Annotated in this window: 15 protein-coding genes; 11 read left to right on the top strand and 4 right to left on the bottom strand. The window is 44.8% G+C overall.

What is annotated here, in order from left to right:
- Positions 1 to 157 precede the first annotated feature (157 nt).
- The 4 genes from WR49_RS17840 to WR49_RS17820 all read right to left on the bottom strand — a co-directional run bounded on the left by WR49_RS17840 (position 158) and on the right by WR49_RS17820 (position 3,132).
- Positions 158 to 733: a hypothetical protein gene (locus tag WR49_RS17840; RefSeq protein WP_046224908.1), complete on the bottom strand. Its 576-nt coding sequence runs from the start codon at positions 731 to 733 to the stop codon at positions 158 to 160.
- Positions 726 to 1,265 carry a YaeQ family protein gene (locus tag WR49_RS17835; RefSeq protein WP_046224907.1) on the bottom strand — a complete coding sequence of 180 codons (540 nt, stop codon included), beginning with the start codon at positions 1,263 to 1,265 and terminating at the stop codon, positions 726 to 728. Before WR49_RS17835 ends, WR49_RS17840 begins: the two co-directional genes overlap by 8 nt.
- 117 nt (positions 1,266 to 1,382) lie before the next feature.
- Positions 1,383 to 1,592, bottom strand: a complete 210-nt coding sequence (locus tag WR49_RS17830) for a cold-shock protein (RefSeq protein WP_017058122.1) — start codon at positions 1,590 to 1,592, stop codon at positions 1,383 to 1,385.
- Between the two features lie 448 nt (positions 1,593 to 2,040).
- Positions 2,041 to 3,132: a PQQ-dependent sugar dehydrogenase gene (locus tag WR49_RS17820; RefSeq protein ID WP_017058124.1), complete on the bottom strand. Its 1,092-nt coding sequence runs from the start codon at positions 3,130 to 3,132 to the stop codon at positions 2,041 to 2,043.
- A 267-nt stretch (positions 3,133 to 3,399) separates the two neighbouring features.
- On the opposite strand from WR49_RS17820, the gene WR49_RS17815 reads away from it, so the two are divergent.
- The 11 genes from WR49_RS17815 (at position 3,400) to WR49_RS17765 (ending at position 20,811) form a co-directional block, all read left to right on the top strand.
- Positions 3,400 to 4,593 (top strand): multidrug effflux MFS transporter, encoded by a 1,194-nt coding sequence (locus WR49_RS17815; RefSeq protein WP_029627236.1) that lies wholly within the window; start codon positions 3,400 to 3,402, stop codon positions 4,591 to 4,593.
- Positions 4,594 to 4,987: 394 nt separating this feature from the next.
- Positions 4,988 to 5,896, top strand: coding sequence for an AraC family transcriptional regulator (locus tag WR49_RS17810; RefSeq protein ID WP_046224906.1), 909 nt, complete (start codon positions 4,988 to 4,990; stop codon positions 5,894 to 5,896).
- A gap of 207 nt (positions 5,897 to 6,103) precedes the next feature.
- Positions 6,104 to 8,227 carry a TonB-dependent siderophore receptor gene (locus WR49_RS17805; RefSeq protein ID WP_046224905.1) on the top strand — a complete coding sequence of 708 codons (2,124 nt, stop codon included), beginning with the start codon at positions 6,104 to 6,106 and terminating at the stop codon, positions 8,225 to 8,227.
- Positions 8,228 to 8,310: 83 nt separating this feature from the next.
- Positions 8,311 to 9,249: an iron-siderophore ABC transporter substrate-binding protein gene (locus tag WR49_RS17800; protein WP_017058128.1), complete on the top strand. Its 939-nt coding sequence runs from the start codon at positions 8,311 to 8,313 to the stop codon at positions 9,247 to 9,249.
- Positions 9,249 to 11,243 (top strand): Fe(3+)-hydroxamate ABC transporter permease FhuB, encoded by a 1,995-nt coding sequence (fhuB, locus tag WR49_RS17795; RefSeq protein ID WP_046224904.1) that lies wholly within the window; start codon positions 9,249 to 9,251, stop codon positions 11,241 to 11,243. Before WR49_RS17800 ends, fhuB begins: the two co-directional genes overlap by 1 nt.
- 223 nt (positions 11,244 to 11,466) lie before the next feature.
- Positions 11,467 to 12,279, top strand: coding sequence for a crotonase/enoyl-CoA hydratase family protein (locus WR49_RS17790; protein WP_017058130.1), 813 nt, complete (start codon positions 11,467 to 11,469; stop codon positions 12,277 to 12,279).
- A gap of 258 nt (positions 12,280 to 12,537) precedes the next feature.
- Positions 12,538 to 13,650, top strand: a complete 1,113-nt coding sequence (locus WR49_RS17785) for an NADH:flavin oxidoreductase (RefSeq protein ID WP_046224903.1) — start codon at positions 12,538 to 12,540, stop codon at positions 13,648 to 13,650.
- 263 nt (positions 13,651 to 13,913) lie between these two features.
- Positions 13,914 to 14,378: a hypothetical protein gene (locus WR49_RS17780; protein WP_046224902.1), complete on the top strand. Its 465-nt coding sequence runs from the start codon at positions 13,914 to 13,916 to the stop codon at positions 14,376 to 14,378.
- A gap of 99 nt (positions 14,379 to 14,477) precedes the next feature.
- Positions 14,478 to 15,920, top strand: coding sequence for a TolC family protein (locus tag WR49_RS17775; RefSeq protein WP_046224901.1), 1,443 nt, complete (start codon positions 14,478 to 14,480; stop codon positions 15,918 to 15,920).
- A gap of 11 nt (positions 15,921 to 15,931) precedes the next feature.
- Positions 15,932 to 17,671 carry an efflux RND transporter periplasmic adaptor subunit gene (locus WR49_RS17770; RefSeq protein WP_046224900.1) on the top strand — a complete coding sequence of 580 codons (1,740 nt, stop codon included), beginning with the start codon at positions 15,932 to 15,934 and terminating at the stop codon, positions 17,669 to 17,671.
- On the top strand, positions 17,668 to 20,811 hold the full coding sequence (locus WR49_RS17765; RefSeq protein WP_046224899.1) for an efflux RND transporter permease subunit: 3,144 nt from the start codon (positions 17,668 to 17,670) through the stop codon (positions 20,809 to 20,811). Before WR49_RS17770 ends, WR49_RS17765 begins: the two co-directional genes overlap by 4 nt.
- The last annotated feature ends 67 nt before the right edge of the window (positions 20,812 to 20,878 follow it).

Raw genomic sequence — 20,878 nt, 5'->3', positions numbered from 1 at the left:
AAAAGATTTTAAGGCCTCACTTGTCGGTGGGGCTTTTTTGTATTTGTATAAAGGTGGATTGGGTAGTTTCAACTAAGGTAAATCTAATGAATGGTTATCTTTGGTGTAGATACGCTCTAAAGGAAATATAGAGCGTATAGAGAAAATAGGTAAGCGTTTAAGAGAGGTTAAACAAACGCTTTAAGCGATGAATAAAACCTAATGGTTTATTCTCGGTTTGGTAAATATTGAGGCCATCATAGAAACTACTCATAAACTCTACTCGAACCTCATCGTCCGTGTTTCTGGATACGCGAGATAGCAATGTTGACGTAGCCGCCGCATGATCATTGGCTAGGCTGTAGTCCATTCCTAGTCGTCCTTGAATGAACAACCACAAATGAGTGACTAATTTTAACTGTTGAGCGTTAGCGTTTTGAAATTTGCCGCTATGTTGATTACCTACAGTATTATCGAATACGTTTTGCATCGCTTCACTGGCTTCTTTATGACTCTCAAAGCGATAGCTTACATCGATATGTACTTTCGTTAGTAAGCCGAGCAAAGTCTGACGTGCAGAGTTATCGGACTTGTTCTTACATGCGTGTTTGAAAAGAGAGTGGTTTTGTTCGATGAATGACTGCAGCTCTTTCTCATAGCCTGTCGTGATCGCTTTTATTGAGTCTAAACCTGCTTCTTTTAAACATAGGTGAAGTTTGGTTTGCGGCTCCGTAATAGTTTGAAGATCAGTCATGACTTTGTAGCTCTTCCCACGTCACTTCTGCAGATTGCGTGTCGCTATTTACGAACGCTGAATTACCCGACAGCATTACGGAAAGATCCATTGTACGCTGTGTCATAGCTGTTAATTGCTCTATACCATCGTTGTCTAGACGAACAATTTGAGCTTTCAGATAACCGAATTTGCCTTTGTTCTGCTCCCACCAAACATTCGACTTAGTGTTGAAGCTAAATACACGTACTGACTTAGATAAGCGAGTCGCTTTCTTAACGCGTTCTGGGTCAGGTTCACCCACATCAATCCATTCTAGGATCTGGTCATCTAACGATTTCTGCCATAAATCCGGTTCTTCAATAGTCGACAAACCTTTGGTGAACTGAAGCTCCGGCGAAGCATTGATACAGAAAGCGATGATACGAGCCATCATTCGCTGTTCTGTTTCTGAAGGGTGCTGTGCAATCGTTAAATTAAAAGAGTCATAATAGTCGCGATTCATATCAGTTAGAGAGAGTCGAAACTTATAGATTGTCGGTTTAAGAGCCATTGAGAAGGTGTCTTAGGTAGAAGTAATGGAGGAGAATATTACCTTAAATCTCCGAATAGTGGGCAAAAAAATAGCCAGCAGAGGCTGGCTATTCTTAGAAAGCTTTAAAATACTAAATTAAAGTACTTTGATGCTGTCAGCTTGTGGGCCTTTTTGACCTTGAGATACTGTGAACTCAACTTTTTGGCCTTCAGCAAGAGTTTTGAAACCGTCGCCAGTAATTGCAGAAAAATGTGCGAATACGTCTGGACCGTTTTCTTGTTGAATGAAACCGAAGCCTTTAGTTTCGTTGAACCATTTTACTGTACCAGTAACTGTGTTAGACATGATGATATCCTAAAATTAAATTTTTATAGTGAGCCAATTGCGGCACTGATAGCATGGAAAAGTTTATTGCTATTGTGTACAACACAACGGGGTTACTAGTAATCCAACGAAATGTTTATATACAAAGAACTTTCTTTCTAGCTGAAGTGGAGTCTAAATCAAATCCGGGGATAGTCAATCGAATCCATAGTGAAAGGTTGCAGAAACTTGGAGGTAGTCAAACTTTGCATTCCTTGGATATCATAGAGTTACAGTTATATGGTGATTTGTTGTAGTTTTTGTGAAAAAGACGGCCGAAATTGATGACCAATTTGGAGTGATTGCACTGTTTTGACACATTTTATTTTGCAGTTAGTAAGCCGCTAATTGGACTTTGATCTCAGTTTTAACGGCTTTTATTTATAAATTTCGTTGTAAGTGTTGCATCTCAATTTTAAAGAGAATCAGGCTACTTTGTTAGGCGATAAAGGTTACCATTGTCAGTGCTGAAGAATATATCGCCGTTTGGTGAAGTCTCGATATCTCTTATCCTCTCACCTAAATCTTCTAGAATGCGTTGCTCTTTTATTGCTTCACCTTGTTCGTTAACCGTCACAATATTGATGTGGGTGAGTTTAAGCGCTCCCGCCAATAGTTTGTCTTTTAATTCAGGATACTTTGCACCTTGGTATACGATCAAACTACTTGGAGCTATTGAAGGAATGTAAACTTTTGCTGGAGACTCAATACCATCTTTGGTTTTTGAATCCCCGACACTGATAGGCCCCCAATATTCTTTGCCGTGTGATGTGACAGGCCACCCGTAATTAGCACCTGCTTTTATTAGGTTTATCTCATCACCACCGCGAGGGCCGTGTTCGATCGACCAGAGTCTTTGAGTCGGGAAGTCGTAAAACAGGCCTTGAGGGTTACGATGACCATAACTCCAAATCTCATTCAAAACCTTGTTGTTATCCTTGAAAGGGTTATCACTTGGCGTGCTTCCATCAGCATTCAACCGTAATATTGCTCCCGCATGAGTTAAGGTGTTTTGGCCGTTATCTCGGTCACCGCGATCGCCTATCGAAAAATACAGGTGGCTATCATCAAAGGTTAGGCGACTGCCAAAGTGGCGCCCTGTGTCGGTTCTGGATTTGGACACAAACACGTCGGTCCAATTGGAAATCTCGCCGTTTTTGTAATGAGCGGAGGCGAGCGTTGTCGTGCCTTGGCCCTCGATGTCCTTACTGTAAGTGACATAGATCTTATTTTTTTCAAAGGGGGAGAAAGCGATATCCAACGCGCCACCTTGGCCTTTGCGCCACACATTTGGCAGTCTGAAAAGTGTGTTTTGCTCGCCTGTTTTCAAATCAACGTGCTTAATGACACCTGTTTTTTCTGTGACCAGCATCGAGCCATCGTTCACATAAGTTAGACCCCATGGAATATCGAGCCCGTCTGTGATCTTCTCCGCCTGCCATGCAAACGCTGAAGTTGATGCCATTGGACCCGATATGATGAGTGCCAAAGCAAAAGAAAGGATACGGTGAGGATTATTCATGGGAGCCTCTTGATTGTTTAACATGATAATAGTTTAGCTTGTGGTTGACCGGAGGAAAGCCCGGATAAGTGAAAAGTGACTATTCAGGAATTTAGTTCAACGAGTATTGTATGAGTTAACAAGCTGGCGTATGTTTATCCTGCCATTCTCTATTCGATCACCTCGGAGCACAATGAATACTACCCTCGCAACATCTTCGCTATTTTCTCGGGCTTTATGTTGTCAGGTCAATACCCAAGCAATCCCTTCGTTCAAGCTCTTTACATCATGAGTCGCCGATTCGATTTTAGATCTATCTTACTCGCGTGTTTGGTCATCAGTATCGGCCAACTTAGCATGGGTTTGGTTTTTCCTTCGTTACCTTGGATTGCCAAGGACTTCGATGTTTCTTTAGAACAAGCTCAGCTTCTGGTGAGTGTGTACTTGTTAGGCTTTGGCCCTTCTCAGTTTATTTATGGTCCTATTTCAGACGCTTTGGGACGTAAAAAAGTGCTGTTGAGCGGTTTGTTGATTGCCTTGCTTGGCTTACTGGTGATCATGTTCTTCAGTCATTCATTTTCCGGTATGGTGATGGGGCGCTTCCTACAAGGTCTAGGTACTGGCTGTTGTGCGGTACTTGCTCGGGCATCGACTCGAGACCGATTCAGCGGTGCTGATTTGCCATTGGCGATGTCTTATATCGCGATGGTAGCCTCCATTACACCTTTGATTGCCCCTGTTATCGGCGGATTTATTAACTTTCACTTCGGCTGGAGTATGGTGTTCATCTCTTTACTTGGTTATGTTTCATTGGCTTGGGTGGTATTGGCATTTAAGTTTAAGGAAACCATCACTCAGGTTTCGGTTATTCCTTCTCCAAAGAAAATGCTTTATCAATACAAGGCCTTATTAACTTCTCGTTATTTCATGAGTTTTGCGAGTATCGGTTGGCTTAACTTTAGTTTGATGATTACCACTGTGTCGGTGATGCCATTTATTATGCAAAACCAGATTGGTATGACGTCAGATCAATACGCCATGTGGGCGGTGATTCCTGCGTTGGGAATGCTCGGGGGAACGACCCTTTGTAATCGTATTCGTCCAATACTCGGCAATAAGAAAACGTTGCTTTGTACACCTGTGCTGCATGTTTGTGCTGCGTTGTGGCTATTCTTTTGCCCATTAGATCCTTTATATTTAATGCTAGGTCAGTTTCTGATGATCTTAGGTAATGGTATCGCGTTACCTTGTGCTCAGGCATTGGTGATGTCGCCATACCACAAGAATGCCGGCGCAGCGGCTGCGATGTCAGGTGGTGGGCAGATGGTGGTATCTTCAATGGTGAGTATGGGGTTGGTTCAGTTAGGGTTGGGTGAAGCGTGGCACCTATCGCTTGTGATCATAGTGTTCACACTGATTTCTCTGTTTAATATTTTGCGTGGTTTCAGTTGCCCAGAAGCAAAAGAGGCTCAACTAAGCTAGTGATTGAAGGCTCAAAAAAGCCATTTAATTATTACGATTCAATAGCATTTTGTATACCAAGTGTTTGGTGAAGCTAGAAGGTGAAGATCGTCAATTGAGAGTATGGTTCGCTCATCACGAATGATTTTGATGTTTGAAAGCTGAAACATGTCAGCCCTGTCTCTAGACCAATAAATCCGCTTAATGAAAGCAATGAGAATCAGTTGCGTTATCATAAGCAGCATAATTGAGGATAACTATACAAAATGGAGCATTTATAGCCGCTTCTGTTTTTGGGGGGAATTTATAAGCGGTATAGAGGCTGTTCTTTTTGAGTGATAAAAGCCTCTTTAAATGATAAAAGTATTGGTGTAACTAGGGCGTTGCCAACTAAAGAGAATATGAAACCTTGAATATGAACACTCCAGCATTTGATCGTATTAGTCGCGTTTTGGCTTATATCCATTCAAACCTTAGCTCAGCGTTATCGCTAGAAGATATTGCGAAACAAAGCTGCTGGTCTCGCTGGCAACTGCAAAGAGTGTTTCAAGCTGAAACTGGGCTGACAGTGGCTAACTATGTGAGAGAGCTAAAGCTAAGCCAAGCTGCAGAACTCCTGCTTGATGGAAAAGAGCGTGTTATCGATATTGCACTGGGGCTCGGATTCAATTCAGAAATAAGCTTTAGCCGCTCGTTTAAGCAAATGTTTGGGTCTAGCCCAAGCCAGTATAGAAAAGCGGGCAAAAGAGTAGGACTAAGAAAACCGATACAAGTGTCTAAAATAGAAAGTACTTCAGAAAAAAGGGCGTTAAGCTTTGTGGAAGTGCGAATTGATGAAAGAGAGCCTTTCCTCGTTAAAGGGATAACCTCTGAAATCAGCGGTTTGTTTTCATTGACGCAAGATTTTGCCCAAAAAGTCCCTCGGCTTTGGTCGCGCTTGGAATATGAAGTTACCCTTCCTCATGATAGCGCACTTCAATTTGTTGGGGTCGTAGATCTTACTCAATCTTGTTTTGATGGCACGAATATTCATTATTGGGCTGGGGTTGAGTTACTTGATGGAATTTCAATCCCTCAATTACCGAGTATTATCTCTGATAAATTAGAGGTATTGACTATCCCGAAGCAAACCTACGCAGTTGTTAAACATTGTGGGCCTATTGAGAATTTGCGGCATACTTTAAGCTGGCTTGTACTGAATTGGCTTCCAAGTTCAGGATATCGTGGTGTGGACGGCTATGAACTCGAAGTGTACCCACTTGGCTACCAAGCAAATGCCGCTGATGCTGAAATGGAATACTGGGTTCCTATTATTAAACCATAATCATATATTTACTCATTATCTTCCTGTAAAACCTTCCTTTCAATGAGGCCAATTGTGGTTTTTGCTGCCAATTGGCTAATTTTCAATCAAATTGAATCAAGTTCTTTTTAAATTTGCACCAAATTGTTAATTATCCCATTCATAGATACATACAATGCAAATGAGATTTATTATTATTTGTATTAAGTATTGGTATCCGAGGGAATTATGACCACTCACACCCGTTTTAAGTATTCATCACTTGCTGTTGCGTTGCTGACGGCGCTCTCTGCACAAGCGTTGGCGGAAGAAACCGTTACGACGGCAAAGTCTAATATAGAAACTGTCACTGTTCTCGGCAAAGCCTACCGAAATACAGCTACGAAATCGGCACTTGAGCCAGAAGAAACGCCGCAGGGCATTACGGTTATTGATGAGGAACAGTTAGAGCAACGAGGTGTTCAATCTTTGAACCAAGCCCTTCGTTATGCGCCTGGTGTTGTGACTGAAAGTCGTGGTGGTTCAGTCGCTATGTTTGACTCGTACTCAATCCGCGGTTTTAAGACGAATAATGTCAACTATTACGATGGCCTCTCACTTCAACATTTGAATGGTTGGAACTTACAACCGCAAATTGATCCGATTGCAATGCAACAGGTTGAAATATTCAAAGGGCCTACTTCTGTGCTTTATGGAGCGATGCCGCCGGGTGGGATGGTGAACATGATAGCCAAAGCGCCACAAACTGAACAATCAACCAAGGTTGGTGTTGCGACAGGCTCTCGAAATCTGCAAGAAGCTTCTATTGATACCACGGGTCAGTTTGGTGACAGTGATTTTTCATATCGTCTGATTGCTTTGGCTCGTAAGCAAGATAGCCAAGTCGATAACGCTGAAGAAGAGCGCTACTTAATTGCACCATCTGTTGATTGGCAAGTAAATGAAAAAACACTAATCAACTTTAATCTCTACTATCAAGACGATCCTTCAATGGGTATCAACTCTTCAATGCCTATAGAGGTGCTTAAGGCGAGTGATCCATCAGTTTCTGTGGGGGATAAGAATTGGAGTACGTTTGAACGTGAAGTATTGATGGTTGGCTATAAAATTAACCATGACTTCAATAACAATTGGACATTCTTACAGAACGCTCGCTATACCGATGCATCTCTATATCAAGAGAACACATATCATATTAGTTACGATCCAAGCACACCAAATCAATTAGCCCGAGCTCTTTATTCAACAGATGAAAGCTTTAAAGGTTTTGTCATTGATAACCAGTTGAGCGGTATCGTTGATGTTGGTTCAGTAGAACACAACTTATTACTTGGTTTAGATTACCAAGATATGGATGGTAACGTTAACTACTCCTCTTACAGCGCTAGTGGAAGCGGTTTTAATAGTTTTGACCCATTGAATCCGAACAACGACCTACTAGATCGTAATGACGTTACTAAGGGTAACGAGTACCTGGATGACACAACGTCGAGCCAGCTTGGTTTCTACGTTCAAGATCAAGTTCGTTTAGACGCGTTAGTGCTTATTGCTGGCGCACGATTTGACCACTACAAATCGGAAAGTGAATACTACGCTCATGAGTCTGACCATAAACAGTTTACTTATCGTTTGGGTGGTTTGTATCAGTTTGATAATGGACTCGCGCCATTTGCAAGCTACGCGACTAGCTTTGAACCAGCTCCGGGCGTTGATAAATCTGGTAATGAGTTTGACCCTGAAAATGCTCAGCAAGCTGAAATTGGCGTCAAATACCTGTCTGACGATATGTCGAAAGAAGCCACCGTTTCTTTATTCCATATTGTGAAGCAAGACATGTTGATGACAGATCCAACTAATGTTTATGGGCCAAAAATTCAAGTGGGTGAAGTTGTATCGCAAGGTGCTGAATTATCAGGACGTTGGTTCGCAACGGAAAATTTCGATATTGCGGCAGCTTATACCTACGCTGACATGGAAATCACAGAAGATTCTAGCAATGGTTTAGAAGGAACAACACCAATCTACGTACCTGAACATACTGCAAACGTATGGGCTAACTACAACGTATTCAGTGGAGTATTAGCCGGTTCTCGGTTGAGTGCTGGTGCGCGCTACGTTGCGGAAATGCAAATGGATGCAACAAATACCCAAGGGAAAGTACCGTCGTATACTGTGGTTGACTTGTCTATTGGTTATGACTTGGGTGCAGCAAGTGAGACTTTATTGGGAGCGACTGCCAACCTAGCAGTGAACAATATTTTCAATGAAGAATATTATGCGTGTTACGACCAGTCCAATTGTTGGTTTGGTGCTGAGCAGTCTGTGGAGATCAGTGTGAACTACGAGTTTTAGTTAACTTGAGTTAATAAACTTAAGCAGCCTGTGTGGGCTGCTTTGTCGTTATAGAGAAAATATTTCAAAGTTGTAGTGGTGATATGAAAATCAACTCTTTTACATCCCGTTTTTCTAAAATTAATATGATTGTTACTTCGTTGTGCTTGTTGTTGTCCGCTCAAGTCATCGCAGGCTTTCAAGTTCAGGATAGCGAGGGAAATAAAACATTACCGGCTCAACCTACAAGAGTTGTTGCACTGAACTGGGATATCGCAGAGCAAGTTATCGAGCTGGGAGTTACGCCAGTCGCGGTGCCTGATATTGCAGGCTACAGCGATTGGGTTGTTCAACCTGCGATTCCTGAAGGTGTGACCGATGTAGGGACTCGAACTGAACCAAACTTTTCTGCGCTTAAGAAGCTCAACCCAGATGTGATTCTTATCGCTTCACCTCAAAAAGATCTTCAGGCGCGTCTTTCTGAAATCGCGCCAGTACTTTATTACCAAACATACAGTGAACACCACAGCAATGCCGCGGCTGCCATTGAAAACTTCAAGAAGATTGGTCACTTGCTTGGCAAACAAGAACAAGCGAATAGTAAACTCGCTGCGATGGAAGAACGTATTGCTGTTCTGAAGGCTGAATTAGATAAAGCGTATCCGGGCGACAAACCTAAAGTCACTTCTTTCCGTTTTGCGAGCACCACTTCGGTGTTCATTTATGGCGACAACTCGATTCCACAATACGCATTGGAGAAGCTCGGTTTTGAAAACGAGATGGAGCTTCCTGCCAGTCAGTGGGGTATCAACCAAAAGCGGATGACCGATCTTAAGAACGTGGAAAGTGGTGTTGCACTTTACTTTGAACCCTTTCCATATCAAGACAAGTTAAACCGTTCGCCAATATGGAAGAGCATGCCTTTTGTGCGAAATCATCAAGTGAGCGCGGTAGAAGCAAGTTGGAGCTATGGTGGCGCGATGTCGATCCTATATAACGCAGAAGTCATGGCGAAATCGCTATTGAAGCTAGCTGAGCAGTAATGAAAATCAGTGGTTTAATGGTCGGGGCAGCTTTGTTTTTCGCTGCCCTTGCTCATTTATGGTTAGGACAGTCGGAATTTGGCCCGATTGGTGAGCTTATCTTGTTACTCTCACAGGTGAGTGATCGCGCTACGCTGAACGCAATGGTTGATGACTCATTTGAGCTGATGGCCTTGTTGTATGTCAACTTGCCTCGGTTAGTTATGACTATCTTGGTAGGCGGCACACTCGGCACAATAGGAAGCCTTTTCCAACAGTTGACTCAGAATCGCATGATGTCTCCGTTAACGTTAGGTACATCGTCAGGGGCCTGGCTTGGCCTGGTCATATTGAATGTAGTCGCTCCTATGCTGGTGGCGCAATACTCAGTCTGGTTTGCGTTGATTGGCGCACTGCTAGCAATGGGGCTTATTGTTTCCATTGTTGGTATCAAAAACATGAGCGGCTTGCCCATTGTCTTGGCGGGTATGGCGGTTAACTTGTTGCTAGGGGCATTTGCAACGGCGATTATTCTGCTTAACGACCAGTACGCACAGAACTTGTTTGTGTGGGGGGCGGGTGATTTAGGGCAAAATGGCTGGGAACAAGTGTTGTGGTTAATACCTAAGTTAGTGCCGATTTTTGCCATATTTTTGTTGGCACCACGAGTTTTGACCCTGCTTTCAATCGGTACGGAAGGGGCTGCTGCGCGCGGCCTCAATATTGGTGCAACATTTTTTGTATTAATGGCAGTCGGCGTTTGGTTGGTGTCGGTATCGATTACCTCGGTAGGCGTGATCAGTTTTATCGGTTTGATCGCCCCTAATATCGCGAGGCACTTTGGCTTCTTAAAAGCGAAATCCGAACTGATCGCAAGTTGTCTATTAGGTGCTTTACTACTTTGTACTACAGACAGTTTAGCTATCTTTTTGACTCAATGGTCTGTGGATATGATTCCAACGGGTACCGCAACCGCGGTGATTGGCGCTCCAGCTTTGATCATTATTGCTCGCAAGCAGATGTCCGCTCAAGATCAGTTATTTTTCTCGATGCCTGAGGGGCCAAAGTCTATTTCACCGTTGGCTTACTCTCTATTGGGCACGATGATCTTTGGGTTACTGGCATTAAGCACGCTCTCACAGCCTTCTTCTGATATGGGCTACTTTGTTATTCCAGACGCGTTTGAGTGGTCTATTCGCTGGCCTAGAATGTTAACGGCGATATTCGCTGGTGGCGGTTTGGCTGTCGCAGGAGTGATCTTGCAAAGGTTAGTCTACAACCCACTAGCGAGCCCAGACATCCTTGGGGTATCCGCGGGCGCTGTTTTAGCTTTGATTTTCAGCAGTTTATTCATGGGCTATTCGATTCACTCGTTGAGCCCTTGGATTGCGTTTTTAGGCAGTGCAATGGCGCTGTGCCTATTACTATTTCTTGGTAAGAAACATCAGTTTGCGCCGTCTATCCTAATCCTGACGGGTATTTCGCTGACCGCAGTGTTAGAGGCTTTAGTACAATTCTCTTTAACACGAGTGGGAGAAGGGAAATACACCTTATTGGCTTGGTTGGCAGGTTCTACCTATCGTGTTGAACCTGAGTCGGCAACGATCATGGCTATCGTTATCACCGTTTGTATTGGTGCTGCTGTACTGTTGAGTCGTTGGGTGACGTTAATAGCCACAGGCCGTCAGTTTGCGAGCGCGCGAGGCCTAAATATCTCAATAGCGTATGCTTCTTTGTTGTGTATCGTCGCCATCTTATGTTCGGTAGTAACCACCACAATGGGGCCCGTTGCATTTGTCGGGTTACTGGCTCCGCATATCGCGGCCATGGTGGGGGCTCGTTTGGTTAGAAAACAGATTATCTTGTCGTTTTTAATTGGTGCTGCCTTAATGTTGTTTGCTGACTGGTTAGGGCAAGTAGTGGTATTCCCAGCTCAACTCGCTGCAGGGACGTTAGTTTCCATTATTGGTGGCAGTTATTTCATCTTCTTGTTATTGAAATCTCGAAGAACATAGCTTCTGATCAGGACCTAAAGCCATTGGTAATCAAAGCTATTGGCAATAAAGCTACGAGCGAAAAGCAGTGAATGGAGCGAGCCATCACTGCTTTTTTTTGTTGATGTCGTTTATGTAAGGGAGAGGCGTTAAGCAACGCAGGTCTCGCTTCTTAATGTGCAAGTTTGGCATATGTTAATAAAATGTATAACCTAAAGGTCTGACCACTCTGAAGGTAGCTATCATGCCAAACCTCGATCGTATTACTTGTTCCATTGATGAAAATAAAATTGCCACGGTTGTGCTGAATCGACCCGATAAGCTCAATGCTATTGACATGGCAATGTTCCAAGGTGTGAATAACATGGTGAATCAGCTGAAAAAGAACACCGAGATTCGCGCCGTGATAGTGAAAGGCAATGGGGCTGATTTTTGTTCAGGGCTTGATATTAAATCTCTGTTGACCAGTAAGTCTGGCGCAATGAAGCTTTTGTTCAAATGGTTTCCCACATTACCCAATGCAGCGCAGCGCTTTTCGCTGGGTTGGCGAGATATTCCGTGTCCTGTTATTTTTGCGATTCATGGTCGTTGCTGGGGAGGTGGACTTCAATTGGTCAGTGGTGGTGATTTTAGAATTGCTAGTCCTGATGCGAACTTCTCGATATTAGAAGCAAAGTGGGGTTTGATTCCAGACATGGGAGGCGCAATCGCCTTTAGAGAGCTGATGCGTAAAGATCACACCCTAGAGATGGCGATGACCGCCAAGGTGATCGACAGTAAAACCGCAAAGGAGTATGGGCTTGTCACAAAAATAGCCGAAGATCCTTATGCTGAAGCTTATGCATTGGCACTGGAATGCGCGAACCGATCGCCAGATGTTGTCGCTGCTAACAAGAAACTCTACAACAAGACTTGGTGGTCAAGCCCTGGCATGGCTGTATTTTATGAGACTTGGTATCAGATAAAGGTAGGGCTAGGTAAGAACAGAGCGATTGCCGCTCAGCGTGAAATGAACCGTGACAAACCACGTTCTTATGTAGCGAGGAAATTTAAATAGTAATTACTGGTATAGGAGTGATCGTTGGTTGTGCTTTCAAGGTTGGTATCTACAAGGAAAAAAACTTTTCTGAACGATAGATAATGGACCCGATCAAACTGAATAAAGCTGTTTATGGAAATGAACGTTTTTTATACTAAAGCGCCGCTCTCTTAATCTAGATTAAGTTTTCCTCGTCTTATTCTCTGTAGTATCCGCCTGAATCAGTGCCCATGCTTGATGGGTAACTCGCGTAATACGATTTTGAGAGGAAGATACTTGAGCACTTTGTTTACAGAAACCCACATTGGCAAGATGACACTAAAGAACCGCTTCATGAGAAGTGCAACGTGGGAAAATATGGCCAACGAAGACGGGCATATGACAGATAAACTGTACGCTATCTATGAAGAGTTGGCTCAAGGTGAAGTCGGCCTGATCGTGACGGGTTACGCGAACATCGTTGAAGAAGAAAAGCCGAATGCAGGCATGATGGGGATGTATAACGACTCGTTTATCGAGGAATACAAAAAGCTGACTCAACTCGTCCACGATAACGACTCTAAAATCGTGATGCAATTGGCTTATGGTGGCACCAAAACCACGCATGATCTTGACGAACGAGTGATCTACGCACCCAGTGAGGTTCCAGAAAAAGGAACTCAAACACTAGGCAAAGCGATGACCAAAGATGAGATCGACTACATTGTTGATGCCTTTGCTCAAGCGTCTTTGAGAGCACAGAAGTCAGGTTTTGATGGCGTTGAAATTCATGCCGCTCACACTTACCTGATTAATCAGTTCTTAAGCCCTTACTACAACCAACGTGAAGATGAGTACGGCGGTAGCTTAGAAAACCGCATGAGATTCTTGTTAGAGATCTATACCGCGACGCGCAAGCTAGTGGGTGATGATTTCACTATCTTGGTTAAGCTTACAGCTTCGGAGTTTTTTGAAGGTGGCGTGACCTTCGACGAAACACGTATTGTGTGTAAAAAGCTTGAACAAGTGGGCGTGGATGGCATTGTGGTGTCAGGTAATATTCATGGTAAAGCAGACACTATGATTGGCGAGTCGCACGATGGTTTTACCATTCAAGCTGAAGGCTACTTCCATGAGTATGGCCACGCGATCAGTCAAGACGTTAATATCCCAGTTATCACGGTTGGTGGCCTAACGGATTTTAATGCTATCGAAGCGATTGCAAACAACACAGGCATTGAATACTTCGCGCTTTCAAGGCCGCTGCTTTCTGAACCGCATTTAGTTAAGCGTTGGAAGGAAGGGGATAGAAGCCCTGTAGAATGTGAACGATGCTCTAAGTGTCGCACTAAGCGCGGTAACTTTTGCGTGGTCAACAAAGACAGAAAAGTACAGCTTTCTCGTATTTAACCTCTGGACTTAGATATAAGCGTGAGCCAAATCTATAACTGAGTCTAAAAGTTGGAGCCTGTGTAATACCTCAGGCTCATATTTGTATCAGCCTTCCGTAAACGATATTTTAAATCTTATTAGTCACACTTCTCGCTTATTGAGTGTTCCTTTTGTTGATCTATTCAGCAGTTACTACCAGTTTAATCAAATATTTGTACTTCATCGTTGACCTTACCCTAAGGGGAACGTTTATAGTTGCGTTGTAAATTCAAAGGTAAGCTATGACAAACACATTCCGAAAAACTTGGATTATTGTTTTCAGCATCATTGCGATGTTGATGTCTAGCTATGCCTCAAGCTCCTCAGCCTTGATGACTGAAGTAATGATGATGGAAATGGGGTCGAGCAAGTCGGCTTGTTACCACAGCGATACTTCGGCTAATGACTCCATGGCGGGATGTCATGTGATGAGTGAAAATCCACACGCTGAACACTCTAGTATGAGTGCTCATGACATGATGGCTCAATGCGATATGTCTTCAATGAGCGAAGACGGCAGTCAGATGATGGGTAACCATTGTTCGAGTGTCGATTGCTGTGCCTCAGTGTGTTCTGCAACTTCTTACCCGATTCAGGCTGTTCAAGCCGCCAATCCCTTTGTCTCTTCTTTAGCTCGTTTTCAATCTGTCATTATCGGGCAGAAAGTCGCACGCGCTCAATCTTTGCTACGCCCACCTTCCGCATAAATCTATATCTAAAAATACAGCTCTATCAGTTAGATAAATCTGATAAGTCATTCTTTTTTATGCGCTAATTAGCGCTAGATATGGACATTCATTGTGAATATGAAACCAACAACCTCTGTGTTTGTCATGAACACGAGCTTAGTGGTTGCTGCTACCTTGCCTATGGCCTTGTTTTCAAGTGCTACGCTCGCGGCTACCACGGCGTCAGCTTCAAATGCTCAACACATCTCAGCACATGACCAAGCAAGCTCGACGCAGCAACTCAATACACTGATTGAGATAGCGTTAAGCGAAGATGGAAATCGCAAACAGTACTTTGCTCAGTCTCAAGCGATGCGAGAAACAGGCATTGCCAGGTCGACCTTAATGGACCCGAAATTAAAAGTTGGATTTGGCGGTTTGCCTGTCGATAGCTTTCAATTCGATGAAGACCCGATGACCAATATATCGGTAGGGTTGATGCAGCAGTTTGAGCGTGGCGATACGCTTAACCTTCAACAGAAAAAGGCAGGCCAACAGGCAGATGCTTTAGCTTTGCAGGTGCAAGCAAGAGAATTGACGGTTGCGAATAGCATGACGCAGCTTTGGCTTGAGTTAGGTTATCAGCAAAAGGCTGAGTCGGTGATTCGTCAAAATCGTCGTTTGTTGGTTGAGCTTGAAAACTATGTACAAACCAATTACTCGATTGGTAAAAGCGAAGCGCAAGATCTGCTTAATGCTCAGCTCCAAGTGAGCAAGCTTGATGAGAAACTTCAGGCAAACCAGCAGGTTCAGCGTCGTCTAATCTCTCAGCTTTCTGAATGGTTGGGTTCTGATTGGCTAGGCTCTCAGGTTCTTGATTCTCAGGGCACACTGAATGCAACTAACCAAATCGATTGGTCATTGTTGGAAAGCAAATTAGCGACCAATATCGATTCAACCAAGTACTACCAGCTACTCACTGACCATCCTTTGGTTAAGATCTCCGATGTCAGTATTTCCTCCAATCAAACTCAGGTTGAGTTAGCCGAGCAAGCTTATACCCCGCAGTTTGGGGTAGAAGTGATGTATGCGCACCGCCAAGCCAATAACATGGCAGGTCAACCTGCTTCTGATCTGGTGAGTGCTTATCTGACAGTCGACATCCCGCTGTTTACGGGGAATCGACAAGATAAAAACTTATCGGCTGCTCAGTATCAAGTTGGTGCGGCCAAGTCTCAAAAAGACACCTTACTTTCTCAAATGAACGCGCAAGTGAACGCATTGCTGGTGGACCGATCAAATCTGATCCAGCGATTAGATCGTTATCAAACGTCCTTGCTTCCTCAAACCACATCACGAATCAGCGCGGTTGAAAGGGGCTACCAAAACAATACCGCTCAGTTCAACGATGTCATTTTAGCAACGACCGATGAGCTGGCGCTTAAGTTAGAGCAACAACGTTTGATCACCGACCTCAACATCGTTAACAGCAAGTTAGCTGCGTTAGTCAGTGGTTTTGAATACCAAGTAAACCAGCCACAACTCAACCCAAGCGCAACTAAACACACAGCCAATCAATAAGGGAATAGACAATGAATACAGTAAAAGTAGCGACTATCGCTTTATTGGTCGGTGGTGCATTGGGTTTTGGTGTGAATCACTTTCTAATTAACCCAGCACACGACATGTCAGCAGTGGCAACGAGTACAGACGCAGATGTAAGTAAACAGGCCAAGGACGAACCTCTGTATTGGGTGGCGCCAATGGACCCAAATTATCAGCGTGATAAGCCAGGTCAGTCGCCAATGGGGATGGATTTAATCCCTGTTTATGCTGATGATTCAAGTGCGGGAGAAGACAAGGCAGGAACCGTATTTATCGACCCATCGGTAGAAAATAACCTTGGCGTGAAAACCGCACAAGTAACAAGAGAAGCGCTATCACCGCGCATTGAAACTGTTGGCTACGTGGCATTCGATGAAAGTGCACTATGGCAAACCAACGTGCGTGTTTCTGGATGGGTGGAAAAACTCTACATCAACGCGGTGGGCGAAAAGGTAAATAAAGGCGACGTACTATTCACACTCTATTCTCCAGAGCTTGTTAAAGCACAAGAAGAGTTGATCAGTGCTTATAAGACGGGTCGTAAAGGTTTGATCAAGGGCTCGACTGAACGCTTAATTACCTTGGGTGTTGATAAGACGCAAATCCGCGCTATTACGCGCCAAGGTAAAGCCTCGCAAACCATTGAAATCAAAGCGCCGGCCGATGGTGTTATCGCGAGTTTGAACATCCGAGAAGGTGGTTACCTTTCACCTGCACAAGCGGTAATCAGTGCGGGCCCATTAGGCGAAGTATGGGTTGATGCTGAGGTGTTTGAGCGTCAAGCGCACTGGATCTCATCAGGCAGCAATGCGGTGATGACGCTAGATGCAATTCCTGGCAAAGAATGGTTGGGTAATGTCGATTACGTTTACCCAATCCTCGATCCAAAAACTCGAACCTTGCGCGTTCGTTTGAAGTTCTCCAACCCAAATGGCGAGCTTAAGCCAAATATGTTCGCCAATATTGCGCTGAAGCCCATCAGTGATGAAGCCGTTCTTACTATCCCAAGATCTTCAGTGATTCACTCCGGTGGTATGACTCGAGTGGTGATTTCAGAGGGTTCTGGTAAGTATCGTTCTGCTCGTATTGAGGTTGGCCGTGAAGCTGGCGAAAAAATAGAGGTGCTTCAAGGGCTAAAGCAAGGTGAGAACATTGTCACTTCTGCGCACTTCATGTTGGATTCTGAATCGAGCCAAACTGCTGATTTGTCACGCATCAATGGTGTTGAGGAAGAAGCTGAAACCGTATGGGCAAACGGTGAAATTTCCGATGTTATGCAAGGCAGTCGCATGGTGACGATTAACCATCAGCCTGTTCCAGATTGGGATTGGCCGGGCATGCTGATGAATTTCACCTTTGCGGAAGGCTTAGACATGAGTGACGTGCAACGTGGTAAGACAATTGACTTTGAGATGCGAAAGACAGAGTCAGGGCAGTACGAGGTTGTGGATTACAAGGTCAACAAACACAAAATCGCTGGCGAAGTTTGGGTGACGGGTGACATCACCATGTTGATGGCAGATTTTGGCATGATCACCGTAAAACATCAGCCTGTCCCTGAGTGGAATTGGAAAGCGGGTGAAATGAATTTCCAAGCCAGTGATGACCTTGATTTATCTGAGTTTGCCGAGGGTCAAACCATTCGGTTTCTAGTGGCGAAGCAAGGTTCTGATTATGTGCTCAAATCTCTCGAACCGACGAATAGCACGGGTGAGGGCGAACTATGATCAATGCAATTATTCGCTGGTCTATTAGCAACCGTTTCTTAGTGCTGGTTGCCACTGTCGCCATCGTATTTGGCGGCTTATACAGCGTTAAAAATACACCGGTTGATGCCATTCCAGATTTGTCAGATGTTCAGGTGATCATCAAAACCAGTTATCCGGGGCAAGCGCCACAAGTGGTCGAGGATCAGGTGACTTATCCATTGACCACCGCCATGTTAGCTGTACCAGGAGCTGAAACGGTTCGTGGTTACTCGTTCTTTGGTGATTCCTATGTCTATATCATCTTCAATGATGATACTGATATGTACTGGGCGCGTTCACGAGTGTTGGAGTACCTAAGCCAAGTTGCAACTAACTTGCCATCGAGTGCCAAGCCAACACTAGGGCCAGATGCAACCGGTGTGGGCTGGGTTTACAGCTACGTGTTGCAAGATAAAACCGGTCAGCACGATTTAGCAGAACTTCGCAGTTTGCAAGATTGGTTCTTGAAGTATGAATTGCAAACCGTAGAAGGCGTGTCTGAAGTGGCGACCGTTGGTGGCATGGTGAAGCAGTACCAAGTACAGATTGATCCTGCCAAGTTACGTGCTTACGACCTAACGCTTCAGCAAGTCAACAAGGCAATCCAAGATGGTAATCAAGAAACAGGAGCGTCTGTTGTTGAGATTGCGGAAGCCGAACATATGGTTCGTACCACCGGTTACCTGACAAGCATCGAAGACATTCAATCTCTGCCGCTAAAAGTGACCGACAAAGGGACTCCGTTGCTATTAGGTGACATTGCTGACATTAATCTTGGCCCGCAAATGCGTCGCGGTATCTCTGAACTCAATGGTGAGGGTGAAGCGGTTGGCGGCGTTATTGTGATGCGCTTTGGTGAAAATGCCAGTGAAGTGATCGACTCGGTGAAATCCAAACTCGCTGAACTGCAAGCAGGCTTACCTGATGGTGTCGAGATTGTCGCGACTTATGACCGTTCGACTTTGATTGATTCAGCCGTTGAAAACCTTTGGAAGAAACTGGCTGAAGAGTTCATCGTGGTCGCCGTCGTGTGTGCGCTGTTCTTGTTCCATATCCGCTCATCACTGGTTATCGCACTAAGTCTGCCTGTCGGTATTTTAGGCGCGTTCATCGTGATGCATTGGCAGGGTATCAACGCCAATATCATGTCTCTTGGCGGAATAGCGATTGCGATTGGCGCCATGGTGGATGGTGCCATCGTAATGATCGAGAACGTTCATAAACACATTGAACGGACTCCGCTCACTGACAAAAACCGTTGGCAAGTGATTGGTAAGGCAGCAGAAGAAGTTGGCGCACCGCTGTTCTTCTCTCTGATTATCATTACCTTGAGCTTTGTGCCTGTGTTCGCGCTAGAAGGGCAAGAAGGCAAGATGTTCTCGCCACTTGCGTTTACCAAGACGTATGCGATGGCCGCAGCCGCTGGTTTGGCTATCACGCTTGTGCCTGTGCTAATGGGTTACTTCATTCGCGGTAACGTGCTGCCTGAACACAAAAACCCAGTCAACCGCAGCCTAGTGGCGATGTACAAGCCGCTTCTGAACCTCAGCCTAAAATATCCAAAGGTGATGATTGTTATCGCACTTGGCTTAATGGCGTCTGCTTATTACCCAACCAGTAAGCTTGGCAGCGAGTTCATCCCTCCTTTGGACGAAGGGGATTTGATGTACATGCCAACCACGTATCCGGGCATCTCAATAGGTAAGGCTCGTGAGTTGTTGCAACAGACCAACAAGCTAATCAAAACCATTCCAGAAGTCGAAACCACGTGGGGCAAAATTGGCCGAGCAGAGACAGCAACCGATCCTGCACCGTTAACCATGATTGAAACCGTGATTCAGCTTAAACCGCGAGATGAGTGGCGTGACGGTGTCACCACTGAGTCTCTGCGTAAAGAGTTTGATGATCTGATTCAGTTCCCAGGTTTAACTAATGCGTGGGTTATGCCTATCAAAACCCGTATCGACATGTTAGCGACCGGTATTAAAACCCCAATCGGTATCAAAATCGCAGGCCCCGAGCTGAGCGTAATTGAAGATATTGGTTCGCAACTTGAACCCATCCTAAATAGCGTGAGTGGTACGGCTTCTGTCTACGCAGAGCGTGTTGCGGGCGGTCGCTATGTGACGATAGACATTAAACGTCGCTCGGCTGCGCGATATGGCTTGAGCATTAAAGAAGTGCAACAGGTTATCTCGACTGCGGTTGGTGGCATGAATGTGGGCGAAACCGTTGAGGGGCTAGAGCGTTATCCAATCAATGTCCGTTACCCACAAAGCTATCGTGATTCTGTCGTTAAGTTGCAGAACCTACCGTTAGTCACACCAAACGGAGCTCGTATCGCTCTATCGGACGTAGCAGATATTCGTTATGAAGATGGCCCTCCGATGATTAAAACGGAGAACGCGCGTCCTAATGGTTGGGTATTTGTCGATATCGAAGGGCGCGACCTTGGCTCTTATGTCGCGGAGGCGCAAAAAGTTGTTTCTGACCAAATCGTCTTACCTGCGGGTTATTCACTGGCGTGGTCTGGTCAATACGAATACATGGAGCGTGCGAAGGAGCGTTTGAGTGTCGTTGTGCCAATCACCATCGCCATCATCATGTTGTTGCTCTATCTAAGCTTCCGCCGTGTTGGTGAGGTGATGATGATCATGCTGACATTGCCACTCGCGATGGTTGGCGGCCTATGGCTGATGCATGTCCTCAATTACAACTTCTCGATTGCGGTGGGTGTGGGCTTTATCGCCCTTGCCGGGGTAGCTGTTGAGATAGGCGTCATTATGTTGGTCTACCTAAATCAAGCATGGCACTACAAGAAATTGGATGCGGAGCAGAACCAGCAAGCACTTCAGAGTGAAGACTTAACGGATGCGATTCGTGAGGGTGCAGGACTGCGTGTTCGCCCAGTGATGATGACAGTACTTACGGTGATCATTGGCCTCATCCCAATTATGTATGGCGAGGGAACGGGCTCTGAAGTGATGCAGCGAATTGCTGCGCCGATGATAGGCGGAATGGCGTCTGCACTATTGCTTACCCTACTGGTGTTGCCTGCAATCTTTAAGCTCTGGAAACAGCGTGAGATTACGCATAGCCAAAACGAACCAAACAAATAACGTATTGATTATTAGCCCTTACTGACCAAAAACAGAGTGAGTAAGGGCGTACCACATGAACATGTGA

This window comes from Vibrio sp. ECSMB14106 (assembly GCF_000972265.1).
GTDB lineage: Bacteria > Pseudomonadota > Gammaproteobacteria > Enterobacterales > Vibrionaceae > Vibrio > Vibrio kanaloae.
Note: the sequence above shows the minus strand (reverse complement) of the source record. Positions and strands in the feature narration are given on the sequence as shown.